Annotated in this window: 25 protein-coding genes; 5 read left to right on the top strand and 20 right to left on the bottom strand. The window is 71.3% G+C overall.

The annotated features are described in order from the left end of the window. Positions 1-23 precede the first annotated feature (23 nt). Positions 24-344: a PadR family transcriptional regulator gene (locus DFJ66_RS26065; protein WP_121224694.1), complete on the top strand. Its 321-nt coding sequence runs from the start codon at positions 24-26 to the stop codon at positions 342-344. Continuing rightward, complete coding sequence (locus DFJ66_RS26060) at positions 341-634, top strand: hypothetical protein (protein WP_147459365.1); 294 nt, start codon at positions 341-343, stop codon at positions 632-634. The genes DFJ66_RS26065 and DFJ66_RS26060 overlap by 4 nt, the downstream gene beginning before the upstream one ends. A 43-nt stretch (positions 635-677) precedes the next feature. On the opposite strand, the gene infA is transcribed toward DFJ66_RS26060, so the two are convergent. From infA to DFJ66_RS26040, 4 genes are all read right to left on the bottom strand, one after another. Further along, positions 678-899: a translation initiation factor IF-1 gene (gene infA / locus DFJ66_RS26055; protein WP_121224690.1), complete on the bottom strand. Its 222-nt coding sequence runs from the start codon at positions 897-899 to the stop codon at positions 678-680. Further along, on the bottom strand, positions 889-1,533 hold the full coding sequence (locus tag DFJ66_RS26050) for a GNAT family N-acetyltransferase (RefSeq protein ID WP_121224688.1): 645 nt from the start codon (positions 1,531-1,533) through the stop codon (positions 889-891). The genes infA and DFJ66_RS26050 overlap by 11 nt, the downstream gene beginning before the upstream one ends. A 180-nt stretch (positions 1,534-1,713) precedes the next feature. Beyond that, a complete protein-coding gene (locus DFJ66_RS26045) occupies positions 1,714-1,971 on the bottom strand; it encodes a DUF4229 domain-containing protein (protein WP_281276641.1) in 258 nt (85 codons plus the stop codon). A gap of 11 nt (positions 1,972-1,982) precedes the next feature. Beyond that, positions 1,983-2,444 (bottom strand): Lrp/AsnC family transcriptional regulator, encoded by a 462-nt coding sequence (locus tag DFJ66_RS26040; RefSeq protein ID WP_121224684.1) that lies wholly within the window; start codon positions 2,442-2,444, stop codon positions 1,983-1,985. 150 nt (positions 2,445-2,594) lie between these two features. Between DFJ66_RS26040 and DFJ66_RS26035 the strand changes: the two genes are divergently transcribed. Continuing rightward, positions 2,595-2,813, top strand: coding sequence for a BldC family transcriptional regulator (locus DFJ66_RS26035; RefSeq protein ID WP_121224681.1), 219 nt, complete (start codon positions 2,595-2,597; stop codon positions 2,811-2,813). Positions 2,814-2,865: 52 nt separating this feature from the next. Next, entirely contained in the window at positions 2,866-3,045 is a 180-nt protein-coding gene (locus DFJ66_RS26030) for a hypothetical protein (RefSeq protein WP_121231766.1), read from the top strand. Positions 3,046-3,096: 51 nt separating this feature from the next. Here DFJ66_RS26030 and DFJ66_RS26025 read toward each other — a convergent pair whose 3' ends face one another. The 4 genes from DFJ66_RS26025 to DFJ66_RS26010 all read right to left on the bottom strand — a co-directional run bounded on the left by DFJ66_RS26025 (position 3,097) and on the right by DFJ66_RS26010 (position 7,834). Next, positions 3,097-4,479, bottom strand: coding sequence for a MinD/ParA family ATP-binding protein (locus DFJ66_RS26025; protein ID WP_121224679.1), 1,383 nt, complete (start codon positions 4,477-4,479; stop codon positions 3,097-3,099). 99 nt (positions 4,480-4,578) lie between these two features. Then, positions 4,579-5,520 carry a c-type cytochrome biogenesis protein CcsB gene (gene ccsB / locus DFJ66_RS26020; RefSeq protein WP_121224677.1) on the bottom strand — a complete coding sequence of 314 codons (942 nt, stop codon included), beginning with the start codon at positions 5,518-5,520 and terminating at the stop codon, positions 4,579-4,581. After that, entirely contained in the window at positions 5,520-7,007 is a 1,488-nt protein-coding gene (resB, locus tag DFJ66_RS26015; protein ID WP_121231764.1) for a cytochrome c biogenesis protein ResB, read from the bottom strand. The genes ccsB and resB overlap by 1 nt, the downstream gene beginning before the upstream one ends. A gap of 50 nt (positions 7,008-7,057) precedes the next feature. After that, positions 7,058-7,834: a cytochrome c biogenesis CcdA family protein gene (locus tag DFJ66_RS26010; RefSeq protein ID WP_121224675.1), complete on the bottom strand. Its 777-nt coding sequence runs from the start codon at positions 7,832-7,834 to the stop codon at positions 7,058-7,060. Positions 7,835-7,990: 156 nt separating this feature from the next. Between DFJ66_RS26010 and DFJ66_RS26005 the strand changes: the two genes are divergently transcribed. Then, entirely contained in the window at positions 7,991-8,947 is a 957-nt protein-coding gene (locus tag DFJ66_RS26005; protein WP_121224673.1) for a M64 family metallopeptidase, read from the top strand. A gap of 387 nt (positions 8,948-9,334) precedes the next feature. Here DFJ66_RS26005 and DFJ66_RS26000 read toward each other — a convergent pair whose 3' ends face one another. The 12 genes from DFJ66_RS26000 to hemB all read right to left on the bottom strand — a co-directional run bounded on the left by DFJ66_RS26000 (position 9,335) and on the right by hemB (position 17,252). Continuing rightward, positions 9,335-9,907: a TlpA disulfide reductase family protein gene (locus tag DFJ66_RS26000; RefSeq protein ID WP_121224671.1), complete on the bottom strand. Its 573-nt coding sequence runs from the start codon at positions 9,905-9,907 to the stop codon at positions 9,335-9,337. Beyond that, the gene (locus DFJ66_RS25995; protein WP_121231762.1) at positions 9,904-10,512 is read right to left on the bottom strand and encodes a histidine phosphatase family protein; all 609 of its coding nucleotides are present in this window, start codon (positions 10,510-10,512) and stop codon (positions 9,904-9,906) included. The genes DFJ66_RS26000 and DFJ66_RS25995 overlap by 4 nt, the downstream gene beginning before the upstream one ends. 17 nt (positions 10,513-10,529) lie before the next feature. Next, positions 10,530-11,831 carry a glutamate-1-semialdehyde 2,1-aminomutase gene (gene hemL, locus DFJ66_RS25990; RefSeq protein ID WP_121224669.1) on the bottom strand — a complete coding sequence of 434 codons (1,302 nt, stop codon included), beginning with the start codon at positions 11,829-11,831 and terminating at the stop codon, positions 10,530-10,532. An 11-nt stretch (positions 11,832-11,842) separates the two neighbouring features. Beyond that, a complete protein-coding gene (locus DFJ66_RS25985) occupies positions 11,843-12,142 on the bottom strand; it encodes a hypothetical protein (protein ID WP_121224667.1) in 300 nt (99 codons plus the stop codon). Between the two features lie 13 nt (positions 12,143-12,155). Beyond that, positions 12,156-12,593: a DUF3093 family protein gene (locus tag DFJ66_RS25980; RefSeq protein WP_121224665.1), complete on the bottom strand. Its 438-nt coding sequence runs from the start codon at positions 12,591-12,593 to the stop codon at positions 12,156-12,158. Beyond that, entirely contained in the window at positions 12,593-13,126 is a 534-nt protein-coding gene (locus DFJ66_RS25975) for a hypothetical protein (protein WP_121224663.1), read from the bottom strand. The genes DFJ66_RS25980 and DFJ66_RS25975 overlap by 1 nt, the downstream gene beginning before the upstream one ends. Then, positions 13,123-13,833, bottom strand: coding sequence for a hypothetical protein (locus DFJ66_RS25970; protein WP_121224661.1), 711 nt, complete (start codon positions 13,831-13,833; stop codon positions 13,123-13,125). Before DFJ66_RS25970 ends, DFJ66_RS25975 begins: the two co-directional genes overlap by 4 nt. 16 nt (positions 13,834-13,849) lie before the next feature. Further along, positions 13,850-14,251 carry a hypothetical protein gene (locus DFJ66_RS25965; protein WP_121224659.1) on the bottom strand — a complete coding sequence of 134 codons (402 nt, stop codon included), beginning with the start codon at positions 14,249-14,251 and terminating at the stop codon, positions 13,850-13,852. Beyond that, a complete protein-coding gene (locus DFJ66_RS25960; RefSeq protein ID WP_147459364.1) occupies positions 14,248-14,775 on the bottom strand; it encodes a hypothetical protein in 528 nt (175 codons plus the stop codon). Before DFJ66_RS25960 ends, DFJ66_RS25965 begins: the two co-directional genes overlap by 4 nt. Positions 14,776-14,985: 210 nt before the next feature. Continuing rightward, a complete protein-coding gene (locus DFJ66_RS43615; RefSeq protein WP_211351329.1) occupies positions 14,986-15,690 on the bottom strand; it encodes a hypothetical protein in 705 nt (234 codons plus the stop codon). A 96-nt stretch (positions 15,691-15,786) separates the two neighbouring features. After that, complete coding sequence (locus DFJ66_RS25950) at positions 15,787-16,293, bottom strand: hypothetical protein (RefSeq protein WP_147459363.1); 507 nt, start codon at positions 16,291-16,293, stop codon at positions 15,787-15,789. Continuing rightward, entirely contained in the window at positions 16,275-17,252 is a 978-nt protein-coding gene (gene hemB / locus DFJ66_RS25945) for a porphobilinogen synthase (protein WP_121224652.1), read from the bottom strand. Before hemB ends, DFJ66_RS25950 begins: the two co-directional genes overlap by 19 nt. Between the last annotated feature and the right edge of the window lie 13 nt (positions 17,253-17,265).

The raw sequence follows: 17,265 nt of genomic DNA, 5'->3' as shown, positions 1-17,265 counted from the left end.
TCTACATAGGTAGGCTAAGGCGCGTGGAACCGTTGGAACGCGTCGGCGCGGCCACGGTGGACGTGCTCGCCGTCCTGCTCGACGGGGACCGGCCGCGGTGGGGACTGGAGATCATCAAGCTGACCGGACGACCCTCCGGCAGCGTCTACCCCCTGCTCGACCGGCTGGAACGAGCCGGGTGGGTCACGTCCTCGTGGGACGACGACGTCGATCGGCGCGGGCCTCGGCGGCGGATGTACGTGCTCACCAGCGAAGGAGCACGCGAAGCGGTCAAGGTGCTCGCGCGCAAGAAGTCGACGGCAAAGCGGGCTTTGCCGAAACCCGGACCGGAGGCCGCACGATGACTCGACTCGCCCTTCTCCTCGTGACCTGCGCCGCTGCCCTGCTGCCCCGGGACTCGCGGGCGCGCTACCTCGAACAGTGGCGGGCCGACGTGCTCGGGGCCGCCGAAGCCGGGCTGTCCCCGCTGGGGGTGGCGTTCGGCGCGCTCCGGGTGGCCCGCGTCCGCAAGGCGCTGCTGCCGATCGGGGTGCTCGCGCTGGGGCTGCGGCTGCGGGAGAGCAGGCGGGTCTCCGCCGTGCTCGTCGTGATGGTCCTGGCCAACCTCGGCGGGATCTTCCTCCTGGTGGTCTAGTGGTCGGCCGTTCCCGGCGGAACGGCCGACCACCCGGTGGACCCTAGGTCCGGTAGCGGAACAGGATGCGGCCCCGGGTCAGGTCGTACGGGCTGACCTCGACCAGGACCCGGTCGTACGGCACGATCTTGATGAAGTTCTTCCTGATCTTGCCGCTTATGTGGGCGAGCACGTGGTGACCGTTCGGCAGTTCGACCTTGAACCGCGCGTCACGCAGGCACTCGACCACGACCCCCTCGACCTCGATACCGCTCTTACCGGCCATCGCGCACCAACTCCACGGTGCTGGTCGTCCGGTCGCCGAAGCCCTCGAACAACGCCGTCGCCGCCGGGTCGGCCTCGTCCACCCGGGCGTACGCCCGCTCGACCCCCGCCTGGTGCAGCACGCCCAGGGCGTGGGTCACCAGGGCGCGGGCGATGCCGCGGCGGCGGTGGGTGGGGACGACGGTGACCAGGTCGATCCGGTCCACGCGCACCCGGACCACCCGGATCTCGCCGACGCGCTCGCCGCCCTCGACCGCCACGACCTCGTGCGCCGAGGGCTGGAGCGTGACGCCGGCCGGAGGGAGAGCGGGGACGGCGGTGGTGGGCAGGACGTAGTCCCACTCGCGCCGCCCGAAGGCCAGGCCCGCCGCCTGCCACGCGGCCAGCAGCTCGTGGTCGGCGCCGTCGACCACGGTGTGCAGCGGGCCGGGGAGGTCGGCGAGCATCGTGCGGGCGAGCTGGTCGAAGACCGGGCGGTGCCAGGCGTCGACGGTGAGGGAGACCCGGCCGTCCGGGCGGGTGGTGGCCTCGCCGTGACCGGCCACGCGGTCGTCGTCCAGCGCGTGCCACAGGCCCGGTCCGACCCGGATGATCTCCACCGCGGGGGCGCCCGCGGTGAAGCGTGAAGTGCTCATGGTGGTCGCCTTTCGGGAATGCCTCGTCGAAGGCGCTCCCAGCGACCCCTACGTCAGTCGCCCGACCGTGACGACGAGGGGAGCACCCAACATCGCAACAGCGTTCATGGGTCTCACCTCCGAAGGTCGAGTCACGGTCGCCGGAACCCTAGCGAGCCCGCCCGGCGAAGACCACCGGTTTTACCCCTCGCCGCGCAGCTGGGCGCGGAGCTTCTCGCGCTCGGCCCGGCGAACGGCCTGCTTCTCCTCCAGGCCGCGCGCGACGCGCACGCGCAGGCCCTTGAACAGGAACAACGACAGCGGCAGGGCGACGACCACGCCCACGGCCAGGGCGACCAGCAACGGCACGTTGAGCAGGACCAGGACCACCGTGACCGCGGCGACCATGCCCAACCGCGCGCCGACGTACAGCGTCACATCACGACCCAGGTGTTGCACGGTTACCCAGGCTACGCGCCGCCGTCGGCGGCCGCGGTGTTGGGACGGCCCTCGAAGCGCGTGGACAGCACCACCGTGGTCCGCGTGCGCGCCACGCCCGGGATGCGCCGCAGCCTGCCCAGCGACCGCTCCAGGTCGTCCACGGTGGCCACCCGCACCTTCACGATGAACGACTCGTCGCCCGCGACCCGGTAGCAGCTCTCGACCTCGACCAGTTCGGCCAGCGCCACGGCCAGCTCGTCGTCGTCGGCGGTGTCGGTGGGGTGGATGCCGATGAGGGCCGTCACCCCCAGGCCGACCGCGCTCGGGTCGACCACGGCGTGGTAGCCGACGATGACGCCGGTGGCCTCCAGTTTGCCGACCCGCTCGTGCACGGCGGAGGCGGACAGGCCGACCTTGCGCCCGAGGTCGGCGTAGGTGGCTCGGCCGTTCTCGCGCAGCGCGGCGATGATCTGGCGATCAAGTGCGTCCACCGGGCCTAGCGTAGGGGTACCGGTGCCGATGTCCGAACCGCCCACTTCGTCCCTTACTACCTCTTTACCATCACCCAAGTGTTCGAGTACCCGAAGGCCGGGATGCCACGATGCGTCCGGTACGTCTGTTCGGCATCGGGGAGGAAGACCGTGACCGTCACGCAGGGACACCAGGGGGAACGGCTGCTCACGCCGGGCGAGGTGGCCAGTCTGTTCCGCGTCGACCCCAAGACCGTGACCCGGTGGGCGACCGCCGGCCGGATCGGCTCCATCCGCACCCCGGGCGGGCACCGCCGGTTCCGGGAGTCCGAAGTCCAGGCCCTGCTCTCGCAGTTGACCACCGAGGCGACCGAACCGGTGCGGCACTGAGTCCGTTCACCTCGGTGACACGGGTAACCTCGTGGCAAAGGAGGTGGCGACCATGCTCTACGTGCTCGCGCTCATCGGTGCGCTGACCATCGCCGTGCTGCTGTGGCGCGCGTTCGGGCCGGATCGGGTCGACTCCGCCCCCAGCCGCCGTGTGATCGCACCGGACGACGACCCGGAGTTCTTGCGCAAGCTGGGCGAGCAGGCGAAGAAGAAGCGTCCGGACGAGGAGTGACCGCACGTCGAAGAGGGGCCTCCCGCGCGGGAGGCCCCTCTTCGTGCCTGCTCAGGTGACCTTGTGCGGGAAGTCGTCGGCGACGGTCGCGGCGAGCTCCAGCAGCGCCAGGCGGGTCTCCGGGCCGAGCTTGTCCAGCTCGATCTCCGCGCCCTCCTCCAGGTGGGCGTCGAACGGGATGCGCACGACGGCCCGGCAGCGCTGCGCGAAGTGCGCGGCGAGCTTGTCCAGGTCGACCTTGCCCGAGCCGGGCCGGACCGAGTTGATCACGGCGACGGACTTGGCGACCAGGTCGCGGTAGCCGTGGGCCTCCAGCCAGTCCAGGGTGGCCGCGGAGGTCTGGGCGCCGTCCACCGAGCCCGACGACACCAGCACCAGCGAGTCGGCCTGGTCCAGCACGCCCTTCATCGCCGAGTGCATCAGGCCGGTGCCGCAGTCGGTGAGGACGATGTTGTAGAAGAGCTCGAGCAGCGCGACCGTGCGCAGGTAGTCCTGGTCGCTGAACGCCTCGGACACGGCCGGGTCCTGCTCGGAGGCGAGGATCTCCAGGCGGCTGGGCGACTGCGAGGTGTAGGCGCGGACGTCGCTGTACTTGGTGATGCGGGCCGCGTCGCGCAGCAGGTGCCGGACGGTCGCGGTGGTCTCCCGCGGGACCTTCAGCGCGAGCGTGCCGCGGTCGGGGTTGGCGTCCACGGCGATCACCCGGTCACCGCGCAGCGACGAGAACGTCGAGCCGAGCGTGGTGGTCGTGGTGGTCTTGCCGACGCCGCCCTTGAGGCTCAGCATCGCGATCTTGTAGCACCCGCGCAGCGGCTGGTTGATGCGGGCGATCAGCTCGCGCCGCCGCACGTCCGCCGGGCTCTCGCCCAGGTTCACCAGGCCGCCGGTCATGGCGTGCACGGTCTTGCGCCAGCCCGACTGCGGTGGCCGCTTCGCGCGCTTGATCAGCTGCTGCGAGGACACCTCGTGCGCGGTGGCCTGCTGCGGGCGCTGCGGCTGCGGCGGTTGCTGCTGCTGGGGCTGGATGTTCTGCGGGAAGTTGTTCGGGAACGGCCCCTGGAACTGGTGCGGCCCCGACTGCCCGGCCACGGTGTACGGCCCGGACTGGCTGCCCACCGGGTAGGGACCGGACTGGTTGCCGACCTGGTACGGACCGGACTGGTTGCCGACCTGGTACGGACCCGACTGGTTCCCGACCTGGTAGGGCCCCGACTGGTTGCCCACCTGGTACTGCCCGCTGTGGTTGCCGACCTGGTACGACCCGGACGGCGTGCCCTGGGCCGGCTCGATGTAGGCGGTGGTGGGATCGACGTAGTGGGCACCCGACCCCGGCTCGACCTGGTAACCACCGGACTGGTTCGGGTTGGGCTGCTGCCCTTCCGCGCCCGACGGCGGCTGCCACGACGACTCAGGACTCTCGTAGCGACCGGTCACCGCTGGGGTCCTCCCTGCGCAAAGCGGATCGAGCCTCCCCCGACCTCAGGGTTCGACGGTAGTCGGCCCGCACCGGTTCCACGACATCGGGTACGCCGGTCAGCCGACACCCGCGTAAGAGTGCAATCCAGTCGTGACCAGGTTGATGAAGAACAGGTTGAACACGTTGAGCGCGAAGCCCAACGCGTTGATCCACGCGGCGGGACGGCCGCGCCACCCGGCGGTCGCGCGGGCGTGCAGGTAGGCCGCGTAGACCACCCAGCACACGAACGCCACCGTCTCCTTGGGGTCCCAGCCCCAGAACCGGCCCCACGCCGCCTCGGCCCAGATCGCGCCGCAGATGATGCCGATGGTGAACAGCGGGAACGCGAACACCGTGCTGCGGTAGGCGACCCGGTCCAGCACGTCGGCGTCCGGAAGCCGGTAGAAGCGCGAACGGCCGGAGGACTTCAGCAGGTACAGCACGCTGGCCACGCCGGGGACCAGCAGGATGCCGCTGGACACCGAGATCACCGACACGTGCACCACGAGCCAGTACGACTGGAGCGCCGGCTGCACGGGCGCGGCCTCGGCGTACAGGACGGTGCCGCCGAGGAACATCAGGATGACGATCGGCACGAGCACGAACCCGCCGAGCTTGCGCACCGGGAACTTGCGCATCAGCACCAGCCACGTCGCCACGGCGGCGAACGTCAGCAGCGAGCCGTACTCGTACATGTTGCCCCACGGGGCGCGCTCGGTGGCGATACCGCGCAGCACCAAGGAGGACAGCTGGAGCAGCGCGCCCAACACGGTCAGCGCCGCGCCCATGCGCCCGAGCTTCTCGGCGCGGGACCGTTCCTCGCGGACCACCAGACCCGGCGTCCACGTGCCGTCCTCGGCGGTGCCCGCGACCGGAGCGCCCGCACCGACCAGTTGCTTGGTCTTCGCGCGCCCGAAAGCCGCCTCGCACAGGTAGAACACGGCCGCGAAGAAGTACACGGAGACGGCCGCACCGTAGGTCCAGTCGCTGTAGGTCGACAGCGTCTCGTTGACCGGCATCACTTCTCCCTCTCCAGCACGTCACGCGCGAGCGAGCCGAACTCCTCGCCGTACCCGGCCTGGTCGGTGCGCGCGAGCCCGCCGACCTCGACAACCGTACGCCCGTCCGGTCCCGGGGTCGCCCGGACCCACACGCGGCGGCGCTTCACGCTCAGCGACACGCCCAGGCCCAGGATCACCAGCACCGAGAACACCAGCACCCACACCTGGGTGGGGTCGTGCGACACCTGGAGCGACACCCAGTCCTTCACGCCCTCGAACCGGATCCGCGTGCCGTCGTCGAGGGTCAGCTCCTCGCCCTTGCGGAGGTTCTGGCGGGCGACCTTGACCAGCTTGCCGTCCTCGACCTGCTTCGGGTCGATGGAGAAGATCGACTGGCCGCGCCCGGAGTCCGTGCCCAGGTCACCCCGGTAGACGTCGATCGCCACCGCCGGGTCGCGCGCCTCGGGGAACACCGAGTCCAGCAGCTCGCCCCGGAACGCGGCCGTGGGCGCGAGCAGCCCGGTGATGGCGAGCTGGTTCTTGCGGCGCTGCTCGGCGTCGGTGATGCCGGGCGGGTCGAACTTCGTCGCGCCCTCGGAGGCGAGGGTGACGGTGTTGACCGGGCGCCACTGGGTGACGCCGGTGCGCTCCTCGCCGTTGGGGAAGGTGACCGTGAAGATCGGGGTGTAGCCGTGGCCCAGGAGGTAGACGCGGTCGCCGGCGGTGCGCAGCGGGCTGTTGACCTCCAGCGGGTACGGCCGCCAGGTGCCGGTGTCGAGGTCCTCGCCGGACTGGTAGTCGATGTCCGCGCGGTAGCTCTGCGCCTGCCCGTTGTGCAGGTAGGTGGCGTGGAAGTCGTTGACCCGCACGCAGAACGGGGACAGCTGGGTGCCGTCGACGCGCAGGCCGGGCCGGAAGCTGTCGAAGTTGAACACGCCGGAGTTGCAGAACTGACCGCCCTGCGACTGGACGATCACCTGCCCCTCGTAGCCGACCATCTTGCCCAGCGCGAACGCGATCAGCAGGCCCAGCAGGGAGAAGTGGAAGACCAGGTTGCCGGTCTCGCGCAGGTAGCCGCGCTCGGCGCTGACGCTGCGCGCCCCGTCGGCCTCCTCGCGCTCGACCAGCCGCCACCCCCCGAGCCGCTGCTTCGCCCGCGCCACAACGTCTTCGGGGCTCTCGGACGTCTCGCCGGTCGCGTGGTGCGGCAGGCGGGCGAGGTTGCGCGGGGTCAGCACGGGCTTGGCCCGCATCTGCTTGAAGTACTCCCACGTGCGCGGCAGCAGGCAGCCGACCAGCGACACGAACAGCAGCACGTAGACCGCGGAGAACCAGTAGCTGGCGTAGACGTCGAAGAACTGGAGGCGGTCGAGGAACCGGCCCCACCAGCCCTTCTCCGCGATGTACTCGGTGACCTTCTGCGCGTTGAGGGACCGTTGCGGCAGCAGCGCGCCGGGCATCGCGCCCAGCGCCAGCAGGAACAGCAGGGTCAGCGCGGTGCGCATCGCGGTGAGACCGCGCCACGTGTTGCGCAGGAACGCCAGGAACGCTTTCACTACAACGGCAGTTCCACGTCGGTGACCACGGCGTCCCGCAGCCAGAACACGAACTCGCCCCACAGCCCGGTCACCAGCGCCACGCCCACCGCGATCAGCAGCACCCCGCCGAACACCTGCACCTGGCGGACGTGCGTGCGCAACCACCCGGTGACCCGCACCGCCCACCGCGCGCCCAGCGCGATCAGCACGAACGGCAACCCCAGGCCCAGGCAGTAGGCCAGCACCAGCACCACACCGCGCCCGGTGGCCGACCCGACCTCGGTGCCGCGCGCCAGGGCGAGCACCCCGGACAGCGTCGGTCCCACGCACGGCGTCCACCCGAGCGCGAACACGCCACCCAGCAGCGGCGCGCCGATCAGCCCGCCGCGCGGTGTGCGGTGCAGCCGGATGTCTTTCTGGAGGGCGGGCACCAGTCCGATGAAGACGAGTCCCATCGCGATCGTGATCACGCCACCGATGCGCTGGAGCGTGTCGGCGTTGAAGTAGAGGGCGGTGCTCAACCCGAGCACCACGAACGACGTGAGCGCGAACACGACCGTGAACCCGAGCACGAACAACCCGGCCGCTCCCGCGACCCGCCACCGCCCCGCCTTGCGCCCTTCCCCATCGGTCACGGCCGGCGCCTCGGCACCCACCAACCCGGCCAGGTAGGCCAGGTAACCGGGCACCAGCGGCACCACGCAGGGAGACGCGAACGAGATCGCCCCGGCCAGCGCCGCCACACCCGTGGCCAGCACCAACGGGCCGGAGGTGGCGAGATCGGTCGGGTTCACGCCAACCAGGGTAAGGAGCCCCGACGACCCCGTGCCCACCGGCTGCCCTTAGTGATGACCCCCGTCACGCCGATAGGGGCCTTTCCCCGTTCCCCTATCGGTTAAACCCGCCTTTCCACCCTTGTGAGTGAGTGACCGGCTTCATAGCGTCACAACATGCGAGTTCACCGGCTCACCCTGCCCGTGCTGGCCGTCGCACTAGCCGCCGTCACCGCCCCCGCACCCGGTGGCGCGGCGCAGACCCCCGTGGAGTGGCGGGAGGTGTTCTCCCCGGACGGCAGCATCACCCAGGTCGCCGTGCCGCGCGTGCTGGAGACCAGAGCCGACCCGGGTGTCCTGGCGGCGGACGTCGTGGCCATCCAGGAGACCGGCGCCCCCGACCAGCGCTTCGACCTGGTCTTCGTGGGCGACGGCTACACGCAGGCGGAGCTGGCGACCTACCACGAGCACGTGGTGAGCAAGTGGGCGGAACTGTCGGCCGTGGAGCCGTTCAAGTCCTACAAGCAGTACTTCAACGTCTGGCAGGTCAACGTCGTCAGCGCGGAGTCCGGCGTGGACAACGACCCCAGCCTGGGCACCGCCCGCGACACGGCACTGGACATGGGCTTCTGGTGCCAGGGCCGGGACGTCAACACCGAGCGCTTGCTGTGCGTGAACCAGACCAAGGCAGGCCAGTACGGCGCACTTGCGCCGCAGGCCGACCAGATCATCGCCCTGGGCAACACGGCCAAGTACGGCGGGGCAGGCGGCGGCATCGCCACGGCGGCAGGGGCCAATGACCAGGCCGGCCAGATCGCGGTGCACGAGCTCGGCCACTCCATCGGCGGGCTTGCGGACGAGTACGACTACCCGTACGACCGTTACGCCGGCGGCGACCCGACCGAGCCCAACGCCACCAACGACCCGACCGGGCAGAAGTGGTCGAAGTACCTGGGCCAGACCTCTCCGGACGGCGGCACGGTCGGCGCGTACGAGGGCAGCCGCTACTACCGCTACGGCCTCTACCGCCCCACGGAAAACTCGATCATGCGGACGCTGGGGCGCGAGTTCAACCTGATCGGCCGAGAAGCGATGATCAACGCCTTCAAGACCAAGATCCCCGCCCTGCGCTAACACCCACCCAGCCACACCACCAACCGCCCAACCGCACACTCGGGCTTTTCCCCCGGCTGCCGCGCGGCACTCCCCGGCTTGGGCTTCTTGCTTGTGTCATCCCCGTATGGCCTGCCCGAAGGGCGTGGCTGGCTCCGCCAGGCCGTACGGGGATGGCACAAGCAAGAAGCCCAAGCCTTTTCTTTCGTCATCCTTGGCGGCCTGCCCGCCGGCGAGGCGCTCTTGATCTTTGAAGAGCAACGCTCCGCTCTCAAGCCCCCGCTTCGCGGGTCCAACCCGGACGCGCTCCACCCTCGCAAGCTCGAACGCGCATCGCGCCTGGCGCACGCCCGCGCTTGAGACGCACCGAAAGCCGGTGTGGCACGCGACTCACGCGTGTTACTCCGCTTACTCCGCCGACAGCTCCTTCACGATCGGCGTGATGTCGGACGCGATCACGCCCACCAGGAACACGGCCGCCACCCGGTGCTGCTTGTCCAGCACGAACGTCGAAGGCACGGCATTGGGTGGCAGCCCCTTGAACACCAGGATCGACCGGCCCGACTCGTCGTAGATCGACGGGTACTTCAACCCCCGGTTGGCCAGGAAGTCGCGCGGCCCCTCCGTCGAGCTCTCCTTCACCGCCACGCCGAGCACCTGCACCGCGTCCGCGCCCAGCTCGTCCTGGACCTTCTGAAGCTCGGGGGCCTCGGTCCGGCACGGCGGGCACCACGAACCCCAGATGTTGACGACCACGACCTTGCCCGCGTAGTCGTCCAGGTTCACGGTCTTCGCGCCGTCGCGCACGTCCGGTCCGCTCAGGCCGCGCACGACCTTCCGGTCGCCGGCGTCGTACCGGATCCGGACCTGGCCCGCGGGGGCGACCAGTTGGAAGTCCGACCCGGCGACCACGGCGTCGTCGCCGGTCGAGCACCCCGCCAGGACCAGCAAGCCGACCAGGCCGACCACCCACCGCTTCATGCCCCGGTCACCCTGGGGTTCGTCGCGCCCACCGGCTCGGTGTACACCACGCGAACCAGTTCCTCGCCCTCGAACACCAGGCTGGTCAACGACGCCAGCGAGCACTCGCGCCGCCGGGGGTCGTGCCACATGCGCTTGCCCTCGAGGAACCGGCGCAGCGTCCAGATCGGCAGCTGGTGCGAGACGCACACGGCCTCGTGGCCCTCCGCCGCCAACCGCGCCCGCTGCACGGCGCCGAGCATCCGGTGGGCGATCTCCAGGTACGGCTCGCCCCACGACGGCCGGAACGGGTTGATCAGCTTCGGCCAGTGCTTCGGGGACCGCAGCGCACCGTCCCCGACGGCGACCTTCAGGCCCTCGAACTGGTTGTCCGCCTCGATCAGCCGCTCGTCGGTGGCCAGCTCCAGGCGGTGGGAGTCGGCGATCGGGGCGGCGGTCTGCTGTGCACGGTCCAAAGGGGACGCCACGACGTGCGCGATGTCGTGGTCCCTCAAGTGCTCCGCGACGGTCAGGGCCTGCTTCTGGCCGCGTTCCGACAGCTTGAACCCGGGCAGGCGGCCGTAGAGGATGCCGGTCGGGTTGTGGACCTCGCCGTGGCGGAGCATGTGGACGACCGTGCGGCTCACTTCTCGCCCCCCGAAGTGGCCTGCGCGGCGGCGCGGGCGGCGTGGGGCAGGGCGTCCGCGATCACCGCGAAGTCCTCCTCGGTCATGGCGGCGTTGACGAACCACGCCTCGAAGGCGCTGGGTGGCGCGTACACGCCGCGCTCCAGCAGGGCGTGGAAGAACGGGGGGAAGCGCCAGGTCTGCGCGGCCTGGGCACCGGCGTAGTCGGTGACCTCGTCCTCGGTGAAGAACACGCTGACCAGATTCCCGGCGAACTGGACGCGGTGCGGCACGCCGGCTTCGGTGAGCGCGGCCGTGAACAGGGCGCCCAGGCGGGTCGCGTTGGCGTCCAGCTTCAGGTAGACGTCGTCGGTCGCGTTGCGCAGGGTGGCGAGGCCCGCCGCCACGGCCACGGGGTTACCGGACAGGGTCCCGGCCTGGTACACGGGACCGGAGGGCGCGAGCCGGGCCATGATCTCCGCGCGCCCGCCGAACGCCGCCGCGGGCAGTCCGCCGGACATGACCTTGCCGAACGTGTAGAGGTCGCCGGGCACGTTCTCCAGCCCGAACCAGCCCGAGCGGGACACGCGGAACCCGGTCATGACCTCGTCCATCACCAGCAGCGCCCCGTTCTCGTGGCACAGCTCGCGCAGCTCGGCGTTGTGCTTGGGGGCGACGGCACCCATGTTGCCCGCCGCCGCCTCGGTGATCACGCAGGCGATCTCGTCGGGGTTCTCGGCGAACGCCTTCCGCACCGCTTCGAGGTCGTTGTACGGCAGCACGATCGTGTCGGCGGCCTGCGCACCGGTGACCCCCGGCGAGGTCGGCAGGCCCAGCGTGGCCACGCCCGACCCGGCCTGGGCGAGCAGCGCGTCCACGTGCCCGTGGTAGCAGCCGGCGAACTTCACCACCTTGCGCCGCCCGGTGAACCCGCGGGCCAGGCGGATGGCGCTCATGGTGGCCTCGGTGCCGGAGTTGACCAACCGCACCTGGTTGACCGGCCCAACCCGGTCGATGATCTCCTCGGCCAGCTCGATCTCGCCCTCGGTGGGCGTGCCGAACGACAGGCCGTCCACGGCCGCCTTCCGCACCGCCTCCACCACCGCGGGGTGGGCGTGGCCAAGGATCATGGGTCCCCAGGAGGACACCAGGTCGACGTACCGGTTGCCGTCGGCGTCCCACAGGTGCGGGCCCTCGCCGCGCACCATGAACCGGGGCGTGCCGCCCACCGAGTGGAAGGCCCGGACCGGCGAGTTGACGCCACCGGGGATAACCGCCGCCGCGCGCTCGAACAGCGCCTGGGATCGCGTCGAAGTCACGCCCCCCAGTCTCACACGTCCGGCGGATCGGCCTGCTTCCGACCACGGGCACGGACCGCGAGCAGCACCTGGCGGGCCGCGTCGAGCAGCAGCACGCCGCCCAGCGTGGCCAGGCCGATCGCCGCGCCGATCCAGTTGCCGAGGTACCGCGTGGACTCCAGCGGGGCGCGGTCGGGGACGGGGTAGCTGTAGCGCAGGACACCCCGGTGCCAGCACCACACGACCGCGAACGCCAGCGCCACCACGGCCACCACCTCGACGCCCGCGACGATCGCGCGCTTCGGCTGGTGCAGCCCGGGAACAGTCGTCACGGTGGGAAGCCTCTCACGTCCGGTGCGACAGCAGGCGGTGGACGGCCCCGCGCAGCGCGTCGGGGTCCCGCGCCCACCCGGTGACCACGGTCTGGTCGACGAGCCGGATCGGCACCTCGCTCGTCCCGCGCGGCACGGTCCACCCGCCACCCAGCACCTTCGCGCCCGCGCGCGGCTCGACGCCCTCGACCTCGGCGATGTCCCGCGTCGGCAGCTCCTCCTGGCCCAGGCGCAGCGACACCGGGGTGAGCCGCACCCCGTAGACGCGCCGCCGCCCGGCCACCCACAGCGCGGCGCAGCAGGTCAGCACGAACCCGACGACCGCCCACAGCGCGATCCACACGCCGCCGGTGACCGCCTCCACGACCACGCCGACCAGCACGAACACCGGCCCCCACAGCAGGGGCCACCAGGACGCGCCGGGCTCGGCGTACAGGACGGGCTGCTCCACTAGCCGAGGTTCCCCGCGAAGTAGTGCCGGGTGCCCGGCAGGAAGCTCACCACCGCGGCGGCGGCCGGCAGCACCAGCCGCGCCACGATGACCGCCCACGACAGCGGCTCGTCCAGCTCGTCACGGGCCGCGACCAGGGCCGCCGCCAGCGCGAGGATGCCGATCACCATCGAGCCGCCGCACAGCGCGATCCGGGCGTAGTAGCTGCCGCCGTAGAACGCCACCGCGCCCCACAGCCCGCCGACGAACAGGCAGAGGGACACGAACATCGACATGATCGGCCCGAAGCCCTCGAAGGCGCCTTCCTCGACGCCGACCCGGACCACCGTGCCCACCGGCCACGCCATCGCGGCCAGCAGCCACAGCACGAACCCCGCCACGACCACCGGGGGTCGCACGACACCCGTGGTCGACTGGTCGACGCCGCGCATGGCGGGGAACCCGTGCTCGACCTGCCCGGCCTGCGGGTACTGCTGGGGGTACGGCTGCTGCGGGTCCTGGGGCTGCCACTGGCCGTACGGCGGCTGGGTCATCTGGCGCTCACCGCTCTCACGTAGGCGTTGGCCGGCGGGACGAACATGGCCACTATGCCCAGCAGGACGGCCGCGAGGAACAGCAGCGCCCACACCGTGCCCACCAGCCAGTTCACGTACTCCACCGCGCCGGTCGAGAACGCCGCCAGCATCCCCAGCCCGAACACCACGCCGAACCCGCCGAGCACCGCCAGCACCACGCGCGGCCAGTTCCGCCCGCCGCGCAGCTTGACCGCCGCGACGACGTACGGGACGGCCACGACGGCGAGGGCCGCCGCGAAGAACATCGGGGTGATCTGGGCGACGATCTCCGCCTCGGCCCGGCTCATCGGGTCCGGCCCGCCCTGCGACTCGTCGTACAGCTCGGCCGCGTGCACGTCCGGGTCCAGGAAGAACAGTGCGGGCAGCACGAGCACCACCAGCACCGTCGCCGCGAGCCAGCTCCACGACGACACCAGCAGCGCGACCGGCCGCTCGAACGCCTTCACGTGCACGTCCGCCGCGGACGTCGCGTACGGGAACGCCACCGGCACCGCGTACGGGTTGGCCGCCGCGTAGGGGTCGGGCACCTCGACCGGCGCCGCGTACGGGTTGGGCTCGGACGCGCCGGGCATCGGCCCGAGGTAGCCGTACCCGGCGGGCGGCTCGGGCTCGCCGGGCAGCCGGACGTGGTGGAACGGCGAGGCGAACGGGTCTGGCTCGGGCATGGTCGGCTCCGCGGGGCTAGTGCTGCTTCACCCACTCTGCCGTACCGCGCAGCCAGGTGAGCACACATCCGGCGACGATGAGCAGCACCACCACCAGGTTCGCCGACGCCGACCGGGACAGCAGCAGCCACACCACGTGCAGCAACGCCACGGCGGTCACCGCGCGCCGGGCCCACGGCTTCCCGAGCCGCAGCATCCGCCCGAAGACCACGTACCCCGCCCCGAACACCACCGCCACCGCCGTGAGCTGCAACAACAGGGCCGTCACCGCGCCACCGCCGAACCCCTCGCGCGCCGCGACCTCCACCAGCGCACCGCGCCGCACCCACAGGTACGCCACGTTGACCAGGCCGAACGCGGCGAGCGCGTACCACAGCGCCACCGCGGCCCGAGCGGTCCCGGGCGGTTGACCGGTCACCGAGCCCGCTTCACCGCGTCGAAGTAGACCTTCGAGTCCGGCACGTACAACAGCACCACGCCCACCACGCTGATCAACCCGGCGACCAGCCCGAGCAGCGACGGCCCGAACAGGACGATCAGCAGGACGATCGCGGTCAGCACGATCAGCCCGACCCGCCCCCACCCCTTGCCCGCCCGCGCCTGGTAGGCGAACAGCACCAGGAGACCGGCCAGCACCAGGTTCAGCAGGACGGCGAACAGCCAGCTGGCGGTCGCCGCCGCCTCGATGGCGTCCGGCGCGAGGTCCTTCGCCTGGGGCGTGGCCCGGACCGCCTCGACGAACTGGTCACGCTGCGTGAGCGCGTAGACGGCGCCGAGCGCGAACAGGGCGGCGCTCGCGACGAACATCCAGAACGACATCCGCACCTGGCGGGGCACCGCGGGCCGGTCGGCAGCCGACACCCCGGACAGCTCCGACTCGCTCAACGGCGGAGGAGGAGGGATCTGCTGGCGATCCTCGTCCGGATCCTGAGGCGTGGTCACGATTAAGAACGCTAGAACCAGACAAGGTCGCTGTCCACCGCGACAGGCGGTGGTCAGCTGTGTTCGATGGCGCGCCTCCGGCACGCGGCTCGGCCGACTCGAGGGTCGGCTCGTCGTGTCGCGTTTCCCACCGATCGAAAAGCGTGATCGGCGGGAAACGCGACACGACAAGTCGACGTCGGCCTCGCGGTGACCGGGCGGCTGGGGAGATCAGCTCGCCTTGAAGTAGTGGTTGGCGTCCGGCCGGAACATGAAAACCAGCGCGCCGATGGTCAGGACGATGTTCACCAGGACGATCAGGCCCTGGATGACGCCGAAGACGCCCAGGCTGAACAGCAGACCGATGCTGATCAGGGCCGCCAGGCCGAAGATGACGAGGTAGATGCCGCTCAGGACGGTCAGCACGATGCGCGCCCAGTTCTGGCCGTTGCGCATCAGGATCACCAGGGCGACCATCACCGCGAGCAGGACCAGGTTGCCGATCGCACCGCCGTAGGACGGCTCGGTGTCGATCCCCGTCGTGTCGAGGCCGGCCTCGCGGAACTGCTCCACCAACCGCTCGGCCGTCTGCTTGGCGGTCAGGAAGCTGAAGATCGCGGACAGGAGGCCCAGGCCTGCGAGGATCATGTAGAGCAGGAAGGCCATGTCCACGGACTTCGGGCGCGGCGGGCGGTGCAGCTCGTGGGGTGCGAGCGGCGGGGCGGCCGGCGGGTAGCCGGGCTGCTGCGGGTACCCGCCGGGCTGGCCGTAGCCGCCCTGCTGGGGGTACCCGCCCTGGGGGCCGCCCTGCTGCGGGTAGCCACCCTGCTGGGGGTGCCCGCCCTGCTGCGGGTAACCGCCCTGCTGGGGGTAACCGCCCGGCTGCTGCGGGCCGCCCGGCCCACCCTGGCCGTACGGGTTCTGAGGAGTGGTCATGCGCGGACCGTAGAAGGCCGTGCGCGCCGCGTCGACCTGAAATCACAATCCGTTAGCTACCCGTGGTGCAGAACCGCTGACCCAACGCTGTGATCGTCAGGTTCCCCGAACTGGCGTCCGGGACACCGCGAAGTGCGACGACACCGACGGCAGGTACATCAGGACCAGCGCGGCGCAGTCCAGGACCATCGTGATCGCCCCGAACACGAGGTCCGCGGGCCGGATGACCAGCCCGAACGCCGCCGCCATGCCCGAGCCCACGGCGATCAGCCGGACCACGCCCAGGAACACGCCGGCCGCGCCGAACACGGTCAGCACGACCCGCGCCCAGTTGCGGCCCTGGGCCATGCGGTTGGCCAGCAGCGCGTACACCAGCACCAGCAAGCCGCCCAGGAGCAGGCCGAACACCACCCCACCACTGGCGGCGGCGTCGAGCTCGTCCTGGGACAGCGCGGGCTGCTGCTTGCGCAGCTCGCTGATCAGCATCTCCCGGTCGGCCAGCTGCACCAGGAACCGGCCGAGGCCGACGACGGCACTGCCGATCCACAGCCAGCGCGAGACGTCGATCCAGCGCGGGGGCGGGGTCACTCCCGGTCGAGCCACCGCGCCGCCTCCACCGCCCAGTAGGTGAGCACGATGTCCGCGCCCGCGCGGCGGATCGACGTCAGGGTCTCCAGGACGGTCCGCTCGCGCTCGATCCAGCCGTTGCGGGCGGCCGCCTCGACCATCGCGTACTCGCCGGAGATCTGGTACGCCGCGACCGGCACGGTCGACACCTGCGCGACCGACGCCAGCACGTCGAGGTAGGGCCCGGCGGGCTTGACCATGACCATGTCGGCGCCCTCCGCCAGGTCCAGCTCGACCTCGCGCAGCGCCTCGCGGGCGTTGGCCGGGTCCTGCTGGTAGGTCTTGCGGTCGCCCTGGAGCGCCGACTCGATCGCGTCCCGGAACGGGCCGTAGAGCGCGGAGGCGTACTTGACGGCGTAGGCGAGGATGCCGGTGTCGGTGAGCCCGGCCTCGTCCAGCGCGGCCCGGATGAACCCGATCTGGCCGTCCATCATGCCGCTGGGGCCGACGACGTGGGCGCCGGCGCGGGCCTGGGCCACGGCCATCTCGCCGTAGACCTCCAGCGTGGCGTCGTTGTCGACCTCGCCGGTCGGGGTGAGGACGCCGCAGTGGCCGTGGTCGGTGAACTCGTCCAGGCAGCAGTCCGACATCAGCACGGTGCTGTCGCCCAGCTCGGAGCGCAGGTCGCGCAGGGCGACGTTGAGGATGCCGTCCGGGTCGGTCGCGCCGGAGCCGACGGCGTCGCGGGTGCTGGGGACGCCGAACAGCATGATGCCGCCGACCCCCGCCTGGACGGCCTCGACGGCGGCTTTGCGCAGCGACTCGCGGGTGTGCTGGACGACGCCGGGCATGGACGCGATCTCGACCGGCGTCTCGGCGCCTTCCTTGACGAACATCGGCAGCACGAGCTGGCGCGGGCGCACGGTGGTCTCGGCGACCAGGCGGCGCATGGCGGGCGTGGTGCGCAGCCGGCGGGGGCGGTGGGCGGGGAACACGGGCGGCACTCCC

This window comes from Saccharothrix variisporea (genome assembly GCF_003634995.1).
Taxonomy (GTDB): domain Bacteria; phylum Actinomycetota; class Actinomycetes; order Mycobacteriales; family Pseudonocardiaceae; genus Actinosynnema; species Actinosynnema variisporeum.
This window is presented reverse-complemented; position numbering and strand designations above follow the sequence as displayed.